Below are 19,980 nucleotides of genomic sequence, written 5' to 3'. Positions count from 1 at the left end.
AGAAGAATTGGATCGTCCGCGCGTGCGCAGATTATCCCGGTAATAGTTATGGGGAGATTGTGGAGATGGAGATTTCCAGCAGTGGACAGGTGCTCAGATATTCCCGGCTCTGGGAGAAGAAAACTGTGCCGAACCAGCCTTTATAGCGCATGAATACCTCTGGACCCAGAAACCGAAAAACTATACAGCCGAACCAGGCGCTACAGCGAATGAACTGCATTGTCACAGATCGTGCTCCGAGCAGCACGCTCTGCGCCAACGCAGTTCATCGCTGAGCTTAAACGTTCGGCAAAAATAAAACTTGCCTACACACGCCGATTTGGTTTCGTGTGTATGCCATGAAACGAACAAACATAGTTCTCGATGATCGGTTGGTTGGTGAAGCCTTAAAATTGACTGGTCTGAAGACTCAAAAAGAGCTTATTCATTATGCGCTTACGCAGTTAGTGCGTCATGAGTCGCAGCTCGGACTGTTGAATCTTCGCGGCGCCGTAAACTGGGATGGTGATTTGAATGCGATGCGGAAAGGGCGCGTAGCGTGAAGGTCCTTGTTGATTCGACTGTTTGGATAGATTTTCTTCGTAATCGAAATACTCCTCATACCGACAAATTGGTTGAGTTGATTCAGGCTCGTGCTGATTTGTGTTTATGCGGTTTTATTATGACCGAGGTGCTTCAAGGTATTCGAGAGGAAAAGGTTCTTCACGGAATACTGTGGGTTAGGGCTGGGGGGAAATTAGGCTCGAGGTCGAGTTTACCACAAAAGAAAAGAATACGGGTGCGATAGTTTTCGAACTTACGGAAGCCACGAGCATCGGCTTTAATTGCTTGGATTTTTGAATTAAAACCCTCGGTGAGTGCATTCGAAATACGGTGCTTAAAGTAAGTCAGTAATCCGGCCAGATGGGCTTTTAGTGACTTTGCTACTTTTTTGACTCTGGGCAGGCGGCTACTCATAACCGAGCGATACCACAGCTGGAAGAAAGTATTACCCGCATCGGCGTTGGGTTGTCCCCAAAACTCGACCAGCTGCTCTTTATAAGCCCATGCCTTGGCCGTACGAAGATTGGACTCCAGCAGCGCCTCGAAGTGCTCTTTGCGGTCATCAGGAACGATGCCATGCAGCCAAAGAAAGCGAGTGCGTTTTAAGATGTCATCGCCTTTGGCAGCGAGTTCAGCGGCCTCATCCCGGCGGGTATGATCGACCGCCTCGTTCATAGGCTTTGAAACATGAAAGCGGTCGTGAACGATGTCAGCGTTGGGCGCGGCCTGGTGGGTGGCGGCGATGAAGGATGCACCCATGTCCATCGCGACGGCTTCAATCCCGTCAATTTGCTCCTTTGATAATGATGCCCAAAGCTTTAACCCACTCCCTGTATCCCGGCCTGGAACCACGTCCAGTACCCGCCGACCGGTGAGATCGGTCATCAATGAAACGTAGCTTTGACCGCGCAAAAAACTCTTTTCGTCTAAGCCAACTCGGGTGATGCCGTCGAGGTTTCGCCGCGCCAAGCCTCGCTCAACAGCCTGATCGATTATACGTTGTACACTATCCCAATGAAGTCCCAGCAACTCGGCGGCTTGGCTTAGCGATCGGCTAGAGGCGATCACGGCCACGGCAAAGCTTTCAAAAAGCGAGGTGAACCGCGAGCCTGGTTCGGCCCACGGCACGTGCATCGTTTTAACACCATGCTCCTCGCAATCGCAGCGGGGCACCGCGCACCGCAGTTCGAGTCGATATTGCATCACATCACGGTGACGCCAACTCCGCTCCTTCATTCGGTCGTAAATAGGCATCAACTGACCGCACACTGGGCACGGCACCTTGGCCCCGTCTGGCCATCGTAACCAGACCGTCACGTTTAGTCCGAGAATGTCTTCCTCCACTTTGGTTACTTCCCACGGTTCCGGCAGCAACAGCAACCGCCGGTAATGTTCATGTGCGCTTATGCTCATCTTTACTTTTTAGCTGCTTTTATGCCCGAACCCACAACAAAACGGGAAGAACCGAGGAAAAGCAGTATGTGATGACCAAGCAGCAATTTGGTAATCTGATTTATTTAGAATCAGACCAATCTACTTTTGAATTAGGTGCGACAATATATCGGAATTTGAGGAAAGAGGGTATTACTATCAGGAATTCGATAGATTGTTTAATTGCCGCCACGGTTATTCAGCATGGCGTTTGCTTACTTGAGAATGACCGCGATTTTACTTTTATCGATCAGCACTATCCGATGAGCCGAGTGATGTCGTGATTAGCGTATGAATATCTCTGGAGCCAGAAATCCAATCAGTACAGAGCCGAACCAGGCGCTACAGCGAACGAACGTGCTTGTCACGGATCGTGCTCCGAGCAGCACGCTCCGCGCCAAGCACGTTCGTCGCTGAGCTTAAACGTTGGGCAAAAATATGGAAACCCTTCGATTTAATTTTGGTTTCTGGTTGGGCTTATTTCTACCCTTATTTTCTTTGCTCTTATTGAACGGTTTTTACAATCCATTGCTGGTGGATTCGCCGGTTTTATATTGGTCTGTGGATTTATTTACTTGGTTATTGGTTCCTTTGGTGACTTTGTATGTTTTTTCAAAGCGCGGTGGTAATTTTAAGGATCTAGGATTTTCATTGCCGTGTTCAGTCTCTCAGTGGATTCAGTATTTGCTTTTTTGTTCTGCTGCCATCTTTCTGTTTTATCACGTTTATGTGGGTGTTCAGGCTTGGTCGAAGTTGGTTTTCAGTGTTAATTATTTAGCAAATGGGTTTAATTATGGCTCACTAATTCCGCGCGGTGGTTTGGCCGGATTTTTTGTTTTACTGTGGTTTTCACTTACGGCTGGAGTTGTAGAGGAGCTTTTTTTTAGGTCATTTGTTCGTCGTTTTTTTGGTTTTGGCTTTAGCGCTAGTTTTCTTTTCGTGATTGTTTCATCTTTTCTGTTTTCTGTTATTCATTGGGAAGGCGGAATTCAGAATTTGGTTCCTACGTTTGCGGTTGGTGTTTTCTCATCAATTTTTTATGTTTTGTACCCCAACATCACGGTGTTAATGATTGCTCACACCATTACTGATATTATCGTTTTCGGATGAAAACCACTGAGCCCAACCAAGCGCTACAGCGAATGAACTGCATTGTCACGGATCGTGCTCCGAGCAGCACGCTCCGCGCCAACGCAGTTCATCGCTGAGCTTAAACGTTCGGCAAAGAAAACTTGACATCCGCTGCCGCATGGACAGTTTAACGTCCATATGAAAGCAATTACTTATACCGCTGCACGGGAAAGCCTCGCGTCTACAATGGATCATGTTTGTGTGGATCATGACCCGGTGATTATCACTCGTAATCGAGATCAAGCCGTTGTTATGATGTCACTTGAGGATTACGAATCACTTCAGGAGACTGCCTATTTACTTCGTTCTCCTGCGAATGCTCGCCGCCTTCTTGATTCAATTTCGGAATTAAAAGGTAGTGGTGGTATTACGAAGTCGATCGATGATCTCACGAAATGAATATTCAGTTTTCATCTCGTGGGTGGGACGATTACGTTTACTGGCAACAGTTCGATAAGAAAATACTGAAGAAGATTAATGATTTGCTGAAGGATATTTTCAGAAATCCATATGAAGGCATCGGTAAGCCTGAACCTTTGAAGCATGCTTTAAGTGGATATTGGTCTAGGCGTATTACAGATGAACACCGATTGGTATATAGAGTCGAAGGTGATGTCATTAAGATCGCTCAGGTTCGTTACCATTATGAATGAAAACCACAGAGCCGAACCAAGCGCTACAGCGAATGAACATGCTTGTCACGGATCGTGCTCCGAGCAGCACGCTCCGCGCCAAGCACGTTCATCGCTGAGCTTAAACGTTCGGCAAAATTAAAGACATTGGTGCGCGACACGGTGCATTCGAATATCAAAACTAATCGACTAGTTTTTAGAATGCCCGTACGAAGCCTACGTTTTACTCCCTAAAGATTTTACCTAATCCAGTTTCACGTGCCTGCGACACATGAAGAAGAAACAAATTAAAAACAAAGATTATCGGATTGAGAAATGTTTTGTTAATGGGAAGCTCAAGCGATGGAAGATTCCTCTCGTAGAAGGTTTGCCGGTCGATGAGTTTATTCGCCGGAACGCTTGTGATATTTATTTGTCGCAGGAAGGTCATTGGGACATTATTTCCGAGCGCCAGAACCGAAACAATAATCCCGATTTAATTGGTGAATGAATCACTACTCTGAAATATAAACCACTGAGCCGAACCATTGCGTATGAATATCTCTGGAGCCAGAAACCCAAGCAGTACTGAGCCGAACCAGGCGCTACAGCGAATGAACATGCTTGTCACGGATCGTGCTCCGAGCAGCACGCTCCGCGCCAAGCACGTTCGTCGCTGAGCTTTAACGTTCGGCAAAAAAATCTTGAATTCCGTGAGCAATACGGCATGTTGCTGCGTCTGGTATGCCGAACCTTAAATTTCAGTGGGATCCAAAGAAGGCCGCATCGAATGCGACAAAGCATCAAATTACGTTTGATGAGGCACAATCTGTTTTCCTTGATGAGTATGCGCTTGTGATTCCAGATCCGGAACACTCTGTTGTTGAGGACCGTTTTGTAATTTTAGGTCTTAGCGCTGAAAATCGAGCGCTCGTTGTTGTTCATTGTTTTCGTGAGGAAAAATCAGTGATTAGGATTATTTCTGCGCGGAAAGCCGGAACCAAAGAACAAATTCCTTATTGGAGAAATAAATTATGAAAGCTGAATATAACTTCTCAAATGCAGTTCGTAATCCTTATATCAAAAAGGAGAAGAAGGCCGTCACCATCCGACTAGAGAATGATGTCGTTGATTATTTTAAAGCTATGTCTACTGAGACCGGAATTCCGTATCAGAATTTGATAAACCTTTATTTGAGGGACTGCGCGGAGCATAGCCGAAAGCTTAGCTTGGTTTGGAATAGGAAGACGCATACCGCCTAATCAAAGCGTATGAATGTCTCTGGAGCCAGAAACCCAATCCGTACTGAGCCGAACCAGGCGCTACAGCGAATGAACATGCTTGTCACGGATCGTGCTCCGAGCAGCACGCTCCGCGCCAAGCACGTTCATCGCTGAGCTTAAACGTTCGGCAAAATTAAAACCGTGAGCGTCGTTTACACAAAAACACAGGGCCAGTATCTTGCGTTTATTTATTATTACACGAAAACTCATTGTTGCCCGCCAGCCGAGGCTGATTTCATCACGTATTTCAAAGTGGCTTCCTCGTCTATTCACCAAATGATTCTTACGCTTGAGCGGAAAGGTTTCATTTCTCGTATTCCTGGCCAAGGGCGTTCTATAGCGTTGATTTTGAGCAAGGCTGATTTGCCTGATTTGGATTAAATTCAGAAATAGAGATTCGCCTCGATTTCAGTTTTACAAAGATTATTTAGAGCCTGTCCCGAAAGCATAAAAACCTAGCAGTGAACTATTAGCATAAGTTTAATGATGCCTAAAGAGGGGTAATTCCCTGGTTTTGGTCAAAAAAAAGCCGCTATAATCGGCCATGAAGTCAAAACCCGTATCCGCCACCTCGGCCATTGCCCTGCAACGCTGGTTGCGTCCGGCGCTAACGCCAGTCGGTGCCAATAAAGATTACGCCGAGTTTCGCCAGCAATTGGAAGGACTCGACGCGTTGTTGCGTGGCAGCCACTTGGAGACGATGGCGATGGACTTTGCCAAGGCGGGGGCAGGCCAAGCCAGTGTCGCACAACTACGCCAGCGTATGGAGTTTGCGCTCAAAGCGTTACGCTTTGAAGTGTTGCGGGTGCATTTGGGCAACATATCCTTTCGCGAGCTTTCCCGTAGCATTGCCTCAAGTGATTTACTGGCGGATTTTTGCGGTGTTCGCACGCTTGAGGGAATCAAGGGGGCGTCCAAAAGTGTGCTGGAGCGGGCCTCGAAGTTTTTCACCGCCGAACAGGTGCGCTGGATGGGGCAAGTGTTGGTGGAGATGTGCGGCGAGAAGGATCGCGCCACTGAACTCGGGTTGAGCGCGCCGCTGGACATGGATGTTTGCCTCATCGACGGCACGTGCTTGGAGACCAACATCCACTTCCCGGTGGACTGGGTGCTGTTGCGTGATGTGTCCAAGACTTTGCTCAAGGCCATGATTTTAATCCGCCGCGCTGGACTGCTCCACCGTATGCCTGAAGAGCCGGAGTGCTTTGCCAAGCAGATGAACAAGTTGTGCATGTCAATGACCCACGCAGGCCGCCGCAACGACGCCAAGCGCGCGCGTAAACAGATCCTGCGCAAGATGAAGACGCTGTTACGCACGATCGGAGAACATGCCCGCCGCCACCGCGACCTGTTGGCGCAGAAGTATAGCCAAACCCATTACAGCCAACGCCAAACCAAGCGGATAACCACCCGCATCGACGCTATGCTCGGCCAACTGCCCGCCGTCATCAAGCAGGCCCACGAGCGCATCATCGGCGGACGCCCGGTGCCCAACGACCAAAAGATCCTCAGCGTGCATGAACTTGATGTGAACGTACTGGTTCGCGGCAAAGCAGGGAGCCAAGTCGAGTTTGGCAACTCGTTGCTGTTGAGCGAGGCGCTCTCCGGTTTAATCACCGACTGGCAACTCTACCAGGGCGCGGCTCCGGCAGAATGGTGCCAACTCGAGGAAAGCCTGGCGCGGCAGAACCGCTTTGACCTGAGTGCGCCGATTAGCGCGGTCGGCACCGACCGCGGCTTCGCCACCAAAAAAACTTCCGCAATGCTCAAGCAACAAGACGTTTACGATGCGGTATGCCCGCGTGATCCGCACGCGCTCAAGGAGCGTTTGAGCGAAAAACGCTTCGCCCAATTGCAGCGGCGCCGTTCGGCGACCGAAGCGCGCATTGCGATCCTCAAACAACGCCTCGGCGGACGCTTGCGCTGTAAAGGGTTTGCCAACCGCTACCGTTCGGTGGGTTGGAGTGTACTCGGTCACAACCTCTGGCTGGTGTCACGAATCCTTGCCGAGGAAATAACACTTCCGCTGGCCGCTTAATTCAATTTTCCGGCAAAAATGTGAATAACCCTGGGGCTCGCCCCGGCTTTGCCGTACCTTACTACCGCGCTTGGGGGCGGGAAAAATCGATTCGGGCCGCCGTTTAACGTCGCTGGGGTGATTCGTGCCACCTCGTTCGCCCGCAATCCCAATGGACCTCTGCGCACTTTTTAAAAATCCGGAAATTTGGGACAGGCTCTATTTAAGACCAAGCGCGAATGAATATCTCTGGAGCCAGAAACCCAAACCTTACTGAGCCGAACCAGGCGCTACAGCGAATGAACATGCTTGTCACGGATCATGCTCCGAGCAGCATGCTCCGCGCCAAGCACGTTCATCGCTGAGCTTAAACGTTCGGCAAAATTAATCGGAAATACACTTTGGCGCAGCTCGCGTTTAAATTGGAATTAGGATTTGGAGATGCGAATTATCAAAAGACTGCGATTAGTCATTATTTCGGAACTTCGTTTGTAGATCGAGTCGAGACGGCGTCCGGAGGCCGATGCAGAACGTCAAACCCAGTTTTTAGGGATCGATTCAAGTGCCGCGGAGCGGCATTTTTTTTAAACGATCGATTCAAGACTGCCAAAAAATTTTTCGAACACGCGTATGGAGGTAAAAGTAAATTTAGGAGTTTATAGTGGCGCGGCGAAAAACGAGCGACACAAACCTACTGAGCCGAACCAGGCGCTACAGCGAATGAACACGCTTGTCACGGATCGTGCTCCGAGCAGCACGCTCCGCGCCAAGCGCGTTCATCGCTGAGCTTAAACGTTCGGCAAAAATAAAACTTGATTTTATGATCGTTCGTGATACCGTCATACGCATGGAAACCGTAACTATATCACCCAAATTTCAAATTGTTATACCACAACGGATAAGAGAAGCTATGGGGCTTCGTTCTGGCGAAAAAGCCCGAATGTTATCCTTCCGAAATCGAATTGAAGTCATTCCTGTTCGCGACATCAGATCGCTTCGTGGTTATTTAAAGGGAATCGATACTTCATTTGTTCGCGACGGCGACCGCGTATGAATGTTGTAGATTCATCTGCATGGCTCGCATATTTCGCCGACGAGCCTACTGCTGACTTTTTTTCTCAGGCGATTGAAGATGCGGAACTATTGATTGTTCCTTCCGTTTGTATTTACGAAGTGTTTAAGGTTATTGTCCGAGAAAAAGGTGAGGATGATGCGTTTCTTGCAATCGCAGCAATGCAGCAGGGGAAGGTTGTAGATTTAGATGCTGATCTTGCTATTGAGGCTGCTGCTCTTGGAAATGATGAGAAATTGGCATTTGCTGATTCTATTATTTATGCGATTACGCAGAAATATAATGCGACGCTCTGGACGCAGGACGGGCATTTTTCACAGAAACTCAGAGTTCAATACATCGAAAAGAAGAAAAGCAGCTGAGCCGAACCAGGCGCTACAGCGAACGAACATGCTTGTCACGGATCGTGCTCCGAGCAGCACGCTCCGCGCCAAGCACGTTCGTCGCTGAGCTTAAACGTTCGGCAAAAATAAACATGGCAATACACTGTAAACATTGCGGAATCGAAGTGGTTCTTCGTGATGCCGTAAAAACCGCCCCATTTTCGTGGCCGAAGTTACAGGCAATTTGGCATGTTTGCCCGTCCTGCGGTAAACCAAATCATATCAGGATCGAAAATGGAGTATTTGGTGTCATTGAGATTAATGGCGCGCCGGGTCCAGAATGGGAATATGTCGAACGAAGTAGAATTAAGGATTTGTCGTTTCGCGTTGATCCTGGATTTCTGCATATTTCAATCGCTGGAGAGCATTTTGAAGTTGCATCCAAAAAATAATAATTCGGCGTATGAAACATTATACAGCCGGAAATCGGAAATTAAAAACCACTGAGCCGAACCAGGCGCTACAGCGAACGAACATGCTTGTCACGGATCGTGCTCCGAGCAGCACGCTCCGCGCCAAGCACGTTCGTCGCTGAGCTTAAACGTTCGGCAGAAAAAGTATCGTTTTTATTCCTCAGTCTGTGAAATGCTATGCCACGCCTTATGAAACCGACTACACCCTTTCGCCTACCACCGCCCGCTAACGGTCGGGTGGATTTACTCGTGATTGCTGGTGAGCACTCGGGCGACCAACATGCCGCCACGCTTGTGCGCGACTTGCGACTGCAACGGCCCGGTTTTAAGGTCGTCGCTCTCGGGGGCCCTGCTTTGGCCAATGCTGGTGCCCAGGTTTTACATGACATGACTGCCACTTCGGTCGTCGGTTTGGTTGAGGTTTTGAAGAATTACCCCTTTTTTAAGGCGCTTTTTGAGGAAACCTTGCGGTGGATCGCCGAATTCAGGCCGCGGGCGATTTGTTTTGTCGATTACCCCGGGCTTAATCTTCGCCTTGCCAAGGTGCTTCGAGAGCGGGGGCTCTCCGTTCAGGGCGGGGGCTCAATCAAGACGCTCTTTTACATTTCGCCCCAAATTTGGGCGTGGAAGGCCAAGCGGCGTTTCACCATGGCGCGCGATTTGGATGCGCTGGCGGTTATTTTTCCCTTTGAGGTGGAGTGCTATGCCGATACTACCCTTCCTGTTGAATTCGTGGGCCATCCGTTTTTGGACGAGTCGCACGAGGCGCCGGTGCGTTATGATCCGGCCGGTCCAGTTTTGCTGCTTCCGGGAAGTCGCAAACAGGCCGTGGCGAGGATTTTTCCGCTGCTGCTGGCCAGTCACGCTGCCTACGCCAAGACGGGTAACCGCGATGCGGTTGTCCTGTATCCGAGCGAGTTTGTCAAAACTGTGCTTCAATCCGAAGTCCTTCCGGCGAATGTGAAACTGATGCCAACGGGAGTCCCTGTATCGGCTTCGGCTGTGCTTACCTCGAGTGGCACCATGTCGATGCACTGCGCGCTGGCCGCGATTCCAGGCGCGGTGGTTTACCGGGCCAATCCGCTCACCTACTTGCTCGGGCGTTGGCTGGTCAAAGTGCCGTATCTGGGCATTGCCAACTTGTTGTTAAAAGCGCCGATGTACCCGGAGTTTATCCAAGGTGCCGCCACGCCCGCCGCGCTCGCCGGGGAACTTACGGGGTGTCTGCGGAATATCGAGCGGTTGATCGCCACTCAGGCGCAGGCCGAACAACTGCGGGCGTTGCTGCGCAGGCCGGCTGGCGGCACGGTTGCCGATTGGGTTTTGCGTAAGGTAGGGGGCGGGTAGGGGGCGGGCAACCAGTCTCCGCCGCTTGCCCGCTTCTAATGCCAACGTTTCCTTGCATTTAGCCTAAATCCGGCAATAGAAAGTGCGGCCGGCGGGCGTTGCCCGTCGGATAGATGAGGGTGGAGAGTGCTGCGGCAGGCTGAACGGAAGCGCGATCAGCTTGGGGCGGTGGCCAAAGGCGGTTCAGGGCCGAGTACAGGGAAGTTTTCCTGTAAAATCCTCGCTACGATTTGCCCCCAGCGCTGGGCGACACTCCATTGCTCCGCATTATGAAGGATACCATGTAACCATCTGGCCAGCTTTGTGATGAGTTCACTCAGGCGAGGTGCCTCGGCATGGCTCAAGCGCACGTCCAGGCGGCGTTGACCGGAGTGTTCGCTCTGCCGGGTCGCTCCGCAGAGCAGACGGGGACGTGTACTCACCGCCTCGTGGTGCTGACCGGGTTGAAGCAGGCGGTGATAGAGCGTCCACCAGTTGTAAACCAGTGCGGCCAAACGCGCGGCGTGCTGACAGGAGTTTAGCTCCTGGGAGGTAAACCCCGACCAGCTCCACTGGTTCTTGAGCTCGTCGAAGGGGTTTTCCGCGCCCCCACGTTCCCGATACAGGGTGGCAAGGGTAAGGATCTCGTAGGGCAGGCTCGTAACGAGGATCTGATGTTCGTAGATGATCGGCTCGCAGGCGGCCGCGTCGGGGATGTTCAGCAGCAAAGCGTGGTCGGCTTGCTCGCGCACGAGGCGGCGGCGGGCCCGGGGGTGGCGTTGGTCGTTGAGGCGACGGCGCAAGACCACCACACGTCGGGCCCGGTTCCAGCCTTGCAGGCGCAGGCAGCTTTCGCAGCCCTGCCAGCCTTGTCCGGCGTCGGTCCAAGCGGTGGTGGTGGTGCGTTCAAGCGCGGCCACCAGCTCGCGGGCCTTGGCGGTGCGGCGCAGTTTGAACAAATAGTTGAGTTTACGCGCTTCAGCTTCACTGAGCAGCGCCTCCTGGCCATAGGCGCAGTCACCGCGCAAAAGATGGGGCCGGCGCTCGGCTGGCAGTCGGTCGATGAGCGCCCACAGCCCCGCAAAACCATGTCCGGCGGCGGATTGATCGCCGGGGTGCACCTCCACGTCCAGACACAGGCGCAAGGTGGCGATCCAGTAGGTGTGGTAGGCGTGGCTGGGGCGTCCGGGCTTTTGCGGGTTATAGCCGATGCTGGCACCTTCCTGACGTCCATAGATGGGCTTGATGGTGACATCGATGTCGAGGATCCACTGGTTATCCAAAAACCCATGACAGGTTTGGTCGAGGTGACGCCGCAACCAGTCCTGCCCCTGCTCGGCACCGATGCGAGCCAGCGCCCGGCGCACACAATCCTCGCTGACAATCGACTTAAGTCCGAGCAGGCTCGGGGCAATGTCGTCGCCGCGCAGGGCCGCGAGGTGCGCGTAGCGATAGTGCCCGGAGAGCATCCCCAAAAGCAGGGTTCCAATCACGTCGCGAGGGCGGTGTGCGCGGTTGCTGCTGTAACAAAGCGGCGTGTCCGCAACCAGTGCCTCGAAGCCTCCTGTCGCACACAAGTACTGCGTGAAAAACACCAGTGCCCCCAAGGGGCTCACCGGCAACTCTGGGGCGAACTGCGCACGAAAACGTCCTCCGGGTGTATCCACAATCAACACCTCGGCGGCATCGCTTGGCGTTGCCTTGTGATCAGGGTTTTCTGACTCACCCTCGGGGTGAGCTTTTTCCGGCGGTAAAAACGGCGGCATATGACAGCCAAACAATCACCTGCGTGATTTTTGGCTAGTTTCTATTGCCGGATTTAGGTTTAGGCTTTTGGATGGACCGGCTCCGTCTGGTCTGTCGCGCATGTCCGACACGGCCGACATGGAGTTTGGCCCTCCAGTATTGTGAGCGGCGAGCGGGAAAGCGTCTATTTCTGGCGGTTAGGAATGCACTTCTTCTTCGGTGGATCTTCTTCCCCTTAAAAAGAGTAATACTCTTCTTCCGTGGGTGGGTTTTCTTCCCTGTCCGGCTGGGGATATGAGGGGTGCGAATGGGTGGAGATTGAACCGGCGGGACGCTTGGCGGATGCACAGCGATGCATCCAACCGGTTCACGCAAGTGTTTGCACTGTGTCGATTTCTTTCTGCCCGACGCGCATAACCGCGAGCGTCAGCGCTACTGCGGGAAGCCGGGATGCCGACGGGCGAGCCGGGCGGCCAGTCAGGCCAAATGGTTGGCGAAGCCGGAGAACCTCGACCACTGGAAAGGCCCAGAAAATGTCCAACGGGTGCAGGAGTGGCGGAAGGCCAATCCGGGGTACTCAAGGCGGAGGGGGCCGCGACGGCGGGTGGCGTTACAAGACATCCCAACTACGCAATCCGTTGTGCACCAGCCTAAAGCCGAGCCGGTCGCCGAGGTGGCGTTACCGAATCCCTGCGTGCCGTTACAAGACAGATGGGAGTCGCAAAACCCTGTGCTCGTGGGGCTTATCGCGCAGTTCGCCGGAGTGACGTTACAAGAGGACCTCGAACCCATGCTGCGACACCTGCAATCCCGGGGGCGGGTGATCCTGGGCATCGACGTCCAGCCGCCCGATTATGCAAAAACAACCGATCGATCGCGAACAACTCCGGCGCACGCCGGCCCAGTTTAGCTGGCTGGACCACCGGCTGGTGCGGGGCAATTACCTGGGGCGGGCCAGTGCCCCCGCCTGGGGCCTCTATCTGGTCCTGGTCACCGTGGGCGACGCCGACGGGCTGAGTTACTACGCCACGCGCACCCTGGCCCGGCTGCTCACGCTCAGCGAGGACGGCCTGGTCGAGGCGCGCCGGCAGTTAATCGAGGCCGGGGTGATCGCCTACGCCGCGCCACTTTACCAGGTGCTCTCCTTGGACCGGGGCAGGCCAACGCACACGCTGGCGGCAACGCCGCCGCCGAGCCGGGAGGTGGGCGCGTGATCGATTACGAACTGTATTGCCGGATAAAACAGGCGGAGGCGGCCGGTCACAGTGCGCCGCAAATCGCCCGCTCGCTCCAGTTGCACGTGCAGACGGTGAGGCGCTGGCAGGCGCAGGAAAAGTACGTGCGCAGCCAGGCCGCGCAGGTGCCTAGGCCAAGCAAGCTCGACGTGCACAAGCCGGCGATCGCGCGCTGGCTGGAGGCCCATCCGTTCACCGCCATGCAGCTCTGGCAAAAGGTGCGCGAGCGGGGGTACACGGGCGGGTATTCAATTTTGAAAGACTACGTGCGGCGGGTGCGGCCGAGGAACCTGGAGGCGTTTCTTACCCTCAAGTTTGCCCCCGGCCAGACCGCGCAGGTGGACTGGGGCAGTTTTGGCGCGGTGGAGGTGGACGGCACCCGGCGGGCTTTAAGTTTTTTCGTCATGGTTTTGGGGTACAGCCGGTTCCTGCATGTGGAATTTACCCTCGGGCAGGGCCAGGAGTGGTGGCTGGGCTGTCACCGGCGCGCCTTTGAAAAACTCGGCGGGGTGCCGCGCGAGGTGATGGTGGACAACTGCAAGACGGCCGTCCTCTCGCATGTGCCCGGGACCGACCCGGTGTACAACGCCCAGTACCTGGACTTTGCCCGGCACTACGGGTTTACGATAAAAGCGTGCGGGCCGGGGCATCCGCAGTCCAAGGGCATGGTGGAAAACGCGGTGGGTTACGTGAAAAAAAGCTTCCTTGGCGGGCGGCAGATGAACGGGTTTACCGAGCTGGGGCCGGCCGCCAGCTTGTGGCTGGAAACGGTGGCCAACGTGCGCGTTCACGCTGAAACCCAGGGCCGGCCGGTGGACCGGCTGCCCGAGGAGCGCGCTGCGCTCCTGCCGCTTAACCCGGTGGCCAGTCCGGCGGTGCGCACCTTAAGCGTGCGGGCGTCGCGGCGGTGCCGGGTGAGTATCGAAACGAACCGCTACTCGGTGCCCACGAAGTTTGCCGGGGCGCTACTCACCGCGCAGATCGAGGGGGCGCAGGTGAGGTTTTATGCGGACCGCACCCTGGTGGCCGAGCATGCCCGCAGTTTTGCCCGCCGCGCCGATGTGGAAAACCCCGAGCATGTGCGCGAACTCGAGGAGCGCAAACGGCAGGGGGCGCGGCAGCGCCTGCGGCTACGGTTTTTGGAACTGAGCCCGGCGGCACCCGCCTACCAACGGGGGCTGGAGGAGCGCCGGCTCAACGCGGGACACCACCTGGCGACTATCGTGGGTTTGGTGGCCCTGTATGGAACGGAGGCAGTCGGCCGGGCGATCGAAAGCGCCCATGAACTCGGCGCCTACTCCAGCGATTACATCCTCAACTTGCTCGAACAACGCGCGCGGGCCTTGCCGCAAGCCGGGCCGATCCACCTCACCCGCGCCGACGCGTTGGCCGCACTGGAACTCGAACTGCGTCCCCCGGATTTAAGCCCCTATACCCAATGAAAACAGAACCCGAAAAAACCGATTTATTAAAAGATCAACTCAAGTACCTGAAACTCGGTTACCTGCTGCGCCACCACGGCGAACTCACGGCCGAGGCGGCCAAGGCGCGCTGTTCGCACGCCGAATTTTTACGCCGACTGGTGCAGGCCGAGACCCAGGACCGCCAGATCCGGGCGCTGGAGCGGCGCATCCAGGCAGCGCGCTTCCCGGTCAAGAAAACCGTCGACCAGTTCCAGTGGGACTGGCCCAAGGAGTTGAACGAAGCGCAGGTGCGGCACCTCTTCGAACTGGGCTTTGTCAAGGAGCGCACCAACGCGGTGTTTTGCGGTGGTGTGGGGCTTGGGAAGACACATCTCGCGAGCGCGTTGGGCTACGCGGCGTGCCAGGCGGGCTACACGGTGCTGTTTACGACGGCGGTGGACGCGATCAACGCTTTGGTCACCGCCCAGTCCCTGCACCGGTTGCAAGCCGAGTTGAAGCGTTACATGACCCCTGCGGTGCTCGTGCTCGATGAGGTCGGCTACCTGCCGCTCGACAAGTCGGGGGCCGACCTGCTCTTCCAGATCGTCAGCCAACGCTACGAACGCGGCTCGCTGATCGTCACCACCAACAAGGCCTACAAACACTGGGCAGGGATCTTTAACAACGACGCTGGCATCACCGCGGCGATCCTGGACCGCCTACTGCACCGGGCCCAGACCGTCGTCATCGAGGGCAAATCCTACCGCATGAAAGACCGCCTGGCCGACGAACCTGCAAGCTGACCGGGCCTGATGATCGGCCCCTGGCGGGGCCGGTCATCGGCTTTTACGACAGGTGATTTTGTAACCGCCAGAAATAGACGGTGTTCGCGCCGCCGCTCACACCAGTATCAAACAAAGTCCAAAATCATTGAGCTCTTGGTATCAGGCCGGTTCGGCGAAGTGCTTTCGGGCCATGACCGAGGCGACGATTCCGGGCAGGGCAAGCACGAGTGCAAAGAGGAAATAATGCGCGTAGCCCAGCTGTTCGGCCAACTGCCCGGCCCATAGTCCGGGTAGATAATTGGCGAGCAGGGCAAAGGTCGACAGCGCGGCGTAACGCACCGCGCCTCCCGGCCCTGCGGCGACCTTCATCATCGCCAATATCAGCGCGCAGAAGCCGGCGCCGTAGGCTAAGTATTCGATGAGAAAAACGGCGCCAATCAGCGGCGTGGCGTGCGAACCGTTGGCGGCCAGCCAGGCGACCGCCACCAGTGGTAGGTGCATGGCAATGCCCAGGGGAACGAGCGCCCGGGCCAGGCCCAAGCGCGCCACCACCATAGATCCAACAAAACCGCCGAGCGCCAGCCCGAGCACCGCGGTGGCGATGCGCATCACGGCGTATGTTTCATTGCTCAGCGCTAGCCCGCCGTGGTTCACGTCGACTGCGAAAACCGGGAGGATTTTGGCCATGTGGATCTCGCTCGCCCGGTAAAAGAAGATCAGCCCGAGCATGGCGGGAAGGCGGACATCGGCAAAAAGTTGGACGAGTCCGGAGGCCATCTCGCGGTAACGTTCCTTGACCGTGCGGATGTCGGCAGGCGGTGGCGGTTCGCGGCGCAGGCCGGCCCAGTTGGCGGCGAAGGCGAATAACCCGCACAGCGCGGCTGCACTGAGCGCACCCGCCCAGGCCGTCACCGAGCGCGCGCCGTTGTCCATCATGCGCCCGGCCAGCCAGATGAGTCCGGGGCCGGCCAGCACCATGCCGAGCTTGGAGGCGAAATTGAGCAACCCGGACTGGGTCGCGCGGGTGCGGTCATCGAGCGAGGTGACGAAATAGCCATCGAGCGCAAAGTCATGCGCGGCCGCCACGAACGAGAGCAAGACGAGCGCGGTTACGATGAGCGGTGCCGAGGGGGTTTGGGCGCACACGAGGCCGGCAATGGCTGCCAGCAGCAGCGTGACCGTGAGCTCGGCCGAGAGGATAAACTGGCGCGGGCGAAACGCCGCCACGACGGGTGCGAGGAGGATTTTAAAACCGAAAATTAGGCCGAGCAGAGCGACGGACCGGGTGATCATCGCGTCGCCGTAGCCGATGTTTTTGAGGGCAACGGGCAGGGCTTCGTCGCGCACGGCGGCCGGAATGGATTGGAATAAATAGCCGCCAATGACCCACAGCCAGACTTGGCGCGAAGGAGCGGTGGAGGGGTTATCCTTCATGCTAAAGGGGTGGGGGACGGTAGGCTGCGCATGCGGGGCAACCAACGCCGCCCCCCTTTACGCGTCAAGGCGTGAACCGGAGGGGCGGGTTTTCGGGAGTGGGGGGGGGCGTGGGGGGGGCGAGTCGGCAGTAACGGGTCGAAAAGTAGCGCAGACTTCCCAGTCTGCTCTGAGTTGCCGAGAGGGGATTTTATCAAAGCAGACTGGAAGTCTGCGCTACTTCATGCGGGCTAAAGCACCGCGCTACTTTCGATCCGATATTTCTGATGTCACTTCCGCCTACAGCACTTGCAGGGTCTTCCGGTAAAAGGCCACGACCTCGTCGGGGTCGTCGGTGAAGAGCATGTAGTCGAGCATCCACGCGGGGGTGCGTTTGGACTTCACCATCTCGTTGAGCTGGCGGCGCAAATCCGTCCAGCAGGCGGAATTGTAAAACACGTAGGGCGTGCGCGGGCGGATGCCTAGCTTGAGGTTGCACAACTCGATGCCGACCTCCTCTAGGGTGCCCACGCCGCCGACGTTAAACACGCAGAAGTCGGCCACTTCGAACCACTTTTGGCGGTAATGGCGGGCGGTTTCCTGAAACGTGTTAAAGAAGTCCACGCCGAGCTCGGGCGGTTGCGCCTCCAGTTCGAGGAAGCACGCGCCGGTGAGCGCGCCCTTGGCCCGCGCCTGGTCGGTGGCGAGGCGCATCACGCCGCCGCCACCACCGGTGAGGATACCCACGTTGGGGCCGATAAAGCCCGTGAGTTTGTCGATCAGGCCGGAGATGCGGTCGGTGTCGCCTTGTTCCAGGCCAACGGCTGAACCATAAAAGGCGAGAATGGTGGACTCCTGAAAAACGCGACCGAGCTCCTCGCGGACAAAGAAGCCGTGATGTTTTTTATAAATATGGCGGTACAGGTCGCCCATCGCGGTGTTGAACCAGTACACGTCGATGCCGAGGTCGTTGTAGGTCTGGAGGCGGCCGTGGGCGTTGTTGGATAAAAAGAAGCCGTGCGTGCGCGAGGGCTGGCGGAAGATGATGCGGCGCAGCTTGAGCTCGGGCAGATGGGTCAACAGCTCGATGTTTTCGAGCAGGTTGGGGAAGTAGTCGATGAGCAGGGTGTCGGTATCGGCGGGGGCGGCGGCGAGGGCGTCGACCATGGTGCGGTAGCCGCAGGTGGTGAGCGTATCGGGTTTGGGCGCGGAGCCGCCGGCGGTGCGCAGGAACAGGCTGAAGTTCTCCATGGTGGCGCTCTGGCCGCGCACGGAGATGCGGGTGCGGGGCTTGGCGGCGGGAGCGGTTTGGGGCGGCAGCGTGTCGATCGTGGCAAACACCTCGGTGGCCGTGGTCAGCAGGCGGGTGCGGCGGCGTAGCAGGGATTTAAATACGGGGTCGGCGGGCGCCTGGCCGTTGGTGGTGACGGTGGGCGCGTTGAAAATCTCCACCGAAACCATGGGGTTAACCACCGGCTGCGTGCCGGTGTTGTAGATCTCCAACATGATGTTGGTGCCGAAGGTTTTTACCGGGTCGAGCAGGACGGCGCTGGTGTGGATGCCGAAGTTGCCCTCGCCGCGGTTGAGCAGGACGTAGTGCTCTTTCAGGTACATCGAGCAGCTGGTGAGCACGCCTGAGCGCGGGCCGATGGTGAGCAGATTGGTCTCCTGGCGAATCTGAACTTTGTCGAGGTAGGCGCGACCGGCCTCGCCGCTGACCATGCGCTCGAAGTCGGGGCGTTTGAGGCGGGCGTTGAGGGTGTAGCGGACGTGATGCGGGGTGAGGAAAACGCGCCCGAGCCGGTCGATGCTGATGGTGTTGGGCAGCTTGATGCGGTTGGTCTGAACCGCGTCCCAAATTTCGGCGGTGGCGAGCTTGGCCGACTCCGGCGCGTAAAACAGGCGGCCCACGCCTACGCCGGGGCGGAGGAGTTTTTTCCAGTAACCGGCGTTGGGGAAGCTGTCGTCGTAGAGAAAGGCTTCGGCCTCAATGATGAGGCGGCCTTCCTCGATGACACCCGGACCCGTGGGGATCATTTCGATGCCGATGCGCGCGAGGGTGCTGCGCTCGGTGAAGTTGAGCTGGCCTAGGTGTTCGCCCCAGAACTCCAGCTCGCCGACGTTGCGAGGCCAGAAGGCCAGCTGGAGGCTGACCGTGCGGGCATCTTTGTTTTTAACGGTTAAAATCTGACCATCTTGGCTCGTCCAAAAGAGATCGGGGTGCATGGGGTGTTGGGGAACTAGGTGCGGAGTTAAGAACTTACGCGAGTCGGGAGTAAAAAGTTGCCATAGGCCGTGGGATTGTTCGTAAAGTTACTACTTATAACGGCACAAATTCCGTTTTCCCGTTTCTTATCTTCCCCAAACTATGAAATTAACCTCCACGATCAAGGCCGCCCTGCTTGCCATTAGCTCGGTTGCTGTTCTGTCCGCTCAAGATGCCGCTCCTGCAGCGGCTGCCCCGGCCGCCGCCCCTGCGGTTGCCAAGTTCACCGAGCCCCAGCTGCTCGAAACCTTCGGCTGGTTCGTCGGCCGTCGCATGGGCCTGAGCGAACTCGGTTTCACCGCCGAGCAGACCGCCTCCATCATCAAGGGCATTCAGGCTTCCGCCAGCGGCGCCGAGTCGCCGTTCAAGATCGACGAAGTCGGCCCTGAGCTCGACAAATTCATGCAGGCCAAACAGGCCGAATACACCGCCAAACAGAAGACCAAGAACGACGCCCTGAGCGCCAAGTTCTTCGACACCCTCAAGGGCAAGCCCGGCGTGGTCGCCCTGCCCAGCGGTCTGAACTACGAGATCGTCACCCCCGGCACCGGCGCTTTCCCCAAGGCCACGGATGTGGTCAAGGTTCACTACACCGGCACCCTGGTTGACGGCACCGTGTTCGACAGCTCCGTGCAACGCGGCGAGCCCGTTGAATTCCCCCTCAATGGCGTGATCCCCGGCTGGACTGAGGGCGTGCAAAAGATCGCCAAGGGCGGCAAGATCAAGCTCTACGTTCCCTTCCAGCTCGCCTACGGCGAAGAGGGCCGTCCTCCGACCATCCCCCCGGCCGCCACGCTGCTGTTCGAAGTTGAACTGCTCGACTTCAAGGCGCCTCCCGCTCCTGCCCCCGAGGCCGCTGCGCCGGTGAGCGCCACCACCGCCCCGGTGAGCGCCCCCGCTGCCAAGTAATCCCGCTGAGCTC

Annotated in this window: 23 protein-coding genes; 19 read left to right on the top strand and 4 right to left on the bottom strand. The window is 56.2% G+C overall.

The genetic code is table 11. The annotated features are described in order from the left end of the window. Positions 1-338: 338 nt before the first annotated feature. Positions 339-542: a type II toxin-antitoxin system VapB family antitoxin gene (locus tag H2170_07410; GenBank protein MCS6299917.1), complete on the top strand. Its 204-nt coding sequence runs from the start codon at positions 339-341 to the stop codon at positions 540-542. After that, the gene (locus H2170_07405) at positions 539-787 is read left to right on the top strand and encodes a PIN domain-containing protein (protein ID MCS6299916.1); all 249 of its coding nucleotides are present in this window, start codon (positions 539-541) and stop codon (positions 785-787) included. The genes H2170_07410 and H2170_07405 overlap by 4 nt, the downstream gene beginning before the upstream one ends. On the opposite strand, the gene H2170_07400 is transcribed toward H2170_07405, so the two are convergent. After that, complete coding sequence (locus H2170_07400; protein MCS6299915.1) at positions 703-1,956, bottom strand: ISL3 family transposase; 1,254 nt, start codon at positions 1,954-1,956, stop codon at positions 703-705. The genes H2170_07405 and H2170_07400 overlap by 85 nt on opposite strands. On the opposite strand from H2170_07400, the gene H2170_07395 reads away from it, so the two are divergent. The 13 genes from H2170_07395 to lpxB all read left to right on the top strand — a co-directional run bounded on the left by H2170_07395 (position 1,941) and on the right by lpxB (position 10,231). Then, positions 1,941-2,258, top strand: a complete 318-nt coding sequence (locus H2170_07395) for a PIN domain-containing protein (GenBank protein MCS6299914.1) — start codon at positions 1,941-1,943, stop codon at positions 2,256-2,258. The genes H2170_07400 and H2170_07395 overlap by 16 nt on opposite strands. 154 nt (positions 2,259-2,412) lie before the next feature. Then, positions 2,413-3,084, top strand: coding sequence for a CPBP family intramembrane metalloprotease (locus tag H2170_07390; GenBank protein ID MCS6299913.1), 672 nt, complete (start codon positions 2,413-2,415; stop codon positions 3,082-3,084). A 159-nt stretch (positions 3,085-3,243) separates the two neighbouring features. Then, the gene (locus H2170_07385) at positions 3,244-3,504 is read left to right on the top strand and encodes a type II toxin-antitoxin system prevent-host-death family antitoxin (protein MCS6299912.1); all 261 of its coding nucleotides are present in this window, start codon (positions 3,244-3,246) and stop codon (positions 3,502-3,504) included. Continuing rightward, positions 3,501-3,758, top strand: coding sequence for a Txe/YoeB family addiction module toxin (locus H2170_07380; GenBank protein ID MCS6299911.1), 258 nt, complete (start codon positions 3,501-3,503; stop codon positions 3,756-3,758). Before H2170_07385 ends, H2170_07380 begins: the two co-directional genes overlap by 4 nt. A 250-nt stretch (positions 3,759-4,008) precedes the next feature. Beyond that, positions 4,009-4,227, top strand: a complete 219-nt coding sequence (locus H2170_07375; GenBank protein ID MCS6299910.1) for a hypothetical protein — start codon at positions 4,009-4,011, stop codon at positions 4,225-4,227. Between the two features lie 233 nt (positions 4,228-4,460). Beyond that, on the top strand, positions 4,461-4,754 hold the full coding sequence (locus H2170_07370) for a BrnT family toxin (protein MCS6299909.1): 294 nt from the start codon (positions 4,461-4,463) through the stop codon (positions 4,752-4,754). After that, positions 4,751-4,978 carry a BrnA antitoxin family protein gene (locus tag H2170_07365; GenBank protein ID MCS6299908.1) on the top strand — a complete coding sequence of 76 codons (228 nt, stop codon included), beginning with the start codon at positions 4,751-4,753 and terminating at the stop codon, positions 4,976-4,978. The genes H2170_07370 and H2170_07365 overlap by 4 nt, the downstream gene beginning before the upstream one ends. A 162-nt stretch (positions 4,979-5,140) precedes the next feature. Then, entirely contained in the window at positions 5,141-5,380 is a 240-nt protein-coding gene (locus H2170_07360) for a MarR family transcriptional regulator (protein ID MCS6299907.1), read from the top strand. A gap of 163 nt (positions 5,381-5,543) precedes the next feature. Then, a complete protein-coding gene (locus tag H2170_07355; GenBank protein ID MCS6299906.1) occupies positions 5,544-7,037 on the top strand; it encodes a hypothetical protein in 1,494 nt (497 codons plus the stop codon). An 826-nt stretch (positions 7,038-7,863) separates the two neighbouring features. After that, positions 7,864-8,070: an AbrB/MazE/SpoVT family DNA-binding domain-containing protein gene (locus H2170_07350; protein MCS6299905.1), complete on the top strand. Its 207-nt coding sequence runs from the start codon at positions 7,864-7,866 to the stop codon at positions 8,068-8,070. After that, entirely contained in the window at positions 8,067-8,450 is a 384-nt protein-coding gene (locus H2170_07345) for a type II toxin-antitoxin system VapC family toxin (GenBank protein MCS6299904.1), read from the top strand. The genes H2170_07350 and H2170_07345 overlap by 4 nt, the downstream gene beginning before the upstream one ends. A gap of 113 nt (positions 8,451-8,563) precedes the next feature. Then, positions 8,564-8,863, top strand: a complete 300-nt coding sequence (locus H2170_07340; protein ID MCS6299903.1) for a hypothetical protein — start codon at positions 8,564-8,566, stop codon at positions 8,861-8,863. A 210-nt stretch (positions 8,864-9,073) separates the two neighbouring features. Then, positions 9,074-10,231: a lipid-A-disaccharide synthase gene (gene lpxB, locus H2170_07335; protein MCS6299902.1), complete on the top strand. Its 1,158-nt coding sequence runs from the start codon at positions 9,074-9,076 to the stop codon at positions 10,229-10,231. Positions 10,232-10,386: 155 nt separating this feature from the next. On the opposite strand, the gene H2170_07330 is transcribed toward lpxB, so the two are convergent. Continuing rightward, the gene (locus tag H2170_07330; protein MCS6299901.1) at positions 10,387-11,976 is read right to left on the bottom strand and encodes a transposase; all 1,590 of its coding nucleotides are present in this window, start codon (positions 11,974-11,976) and stop codon (positions 10,387-10,389) included. Between the two features lie 834 nt (positions 11,977-12,810). Here H2170_07330 and H2170_07325 point away from each other — a divergent pair. From H2170_07325 to H2170_07315, 3 genes are read left to right on the top strand one after another with little or no spacing between them, the layout of a single operon-like run. Beyond that, the gene (locus H2170_07325; protein ID MCS6299900.1) at positions 12,811-13,170 is read left to right on the top strand and encodes a hypothetical protein; all 360 of its coding nucleotides are present in this window, start codon (positions 12,811-12,813) and stop codon (positions 13,168-13,170) included. Further along, entirely contained in the window at positions 13,167-14,633 is a 1,467-nt protein-coding gene (locus tag H2170_07320) for an IS21 family transposase (protein MCS6299899.1), read from the top strand. Before H2170_07325 ends, H2170_07320 begins: the two co-directional genes overlap by 4 nt. Further along, positions 14,630-15,397 carry an ATP-binding protein gene (locus tag H2170_07315; protein ID MCS6299898.1) on the top strand — a complete coding sequence of 256 codons (768 nt, stop codon included), beginning with the start codon at positions 14,630-14,632 and terminating at the stop codon, positions 15,395-15,397. The genes H2170_07320 and H2170_07315 overlap by 4 nt, the downstream gene beginning before the upstream one ends. 141 nt (positions 15,398-15,538) lie before the next feature. Here the strand turns inward: H2170_07315 and H2170_07310 are convergent, their stop codons facing one another. Together H2170_07310 and H2170_07305 are read right to left on the bottom strand one after the other, a co-directional pair. Beyond that, positions 15,539-16,813, bottom strand: coding sequence for a hypothetical protein (locus H2170_07310; GenBank protein ID MCS6299897.1), 1,275 nt, complete (start codon positions 16,811-16,813; stop codon positions 15,539-15,541). A 279-nt stretch (positions 16,814-17,092) separates the two neighbouring features. After that, entirely contained in the window at positions 17,093-19,018 is a 1,926-nt protein-coding gene (locus H2170_07305; GenBank protein MCS6299896.1) for an LOG family protein, read from the bottom strand. Positions 19,019-19,160: 142 nt separating this feature from the next. Here H2170_07305 and H2170_07300 point away from each other — a divergent pair, with 142 nt between their 5' ends. Beyond that, the gene (locus H2170_07300) at positions 19,161-19,967 is read left to right on the top strand and encodes an FKBP-type peptidyl-prolyl cis-trans isomerase (protein ID MCS6299895.1); all 807 of its coding nucleotides are present in this window, start codon (positions 19,161-19,163) and stop codon (positions 19,965-19,967) included. Positions 19,968-19,980 lie beyond the last annotated feature (13 nt).

Origin of the sequence: Opitutus sp. (assembly GCA_024998815.1) — a bacterium.
Classification (GTDB): domain Bacteria; phylum Verrucomicrobiota; class Verrucomicrobiia; order Opitutales; family Opitutaceae; genus Rariglobus.
Note: the sequence above shows the minus strand (reverse complement) of the source record. Positions and strands in the feature narration are given on the sequence as shown.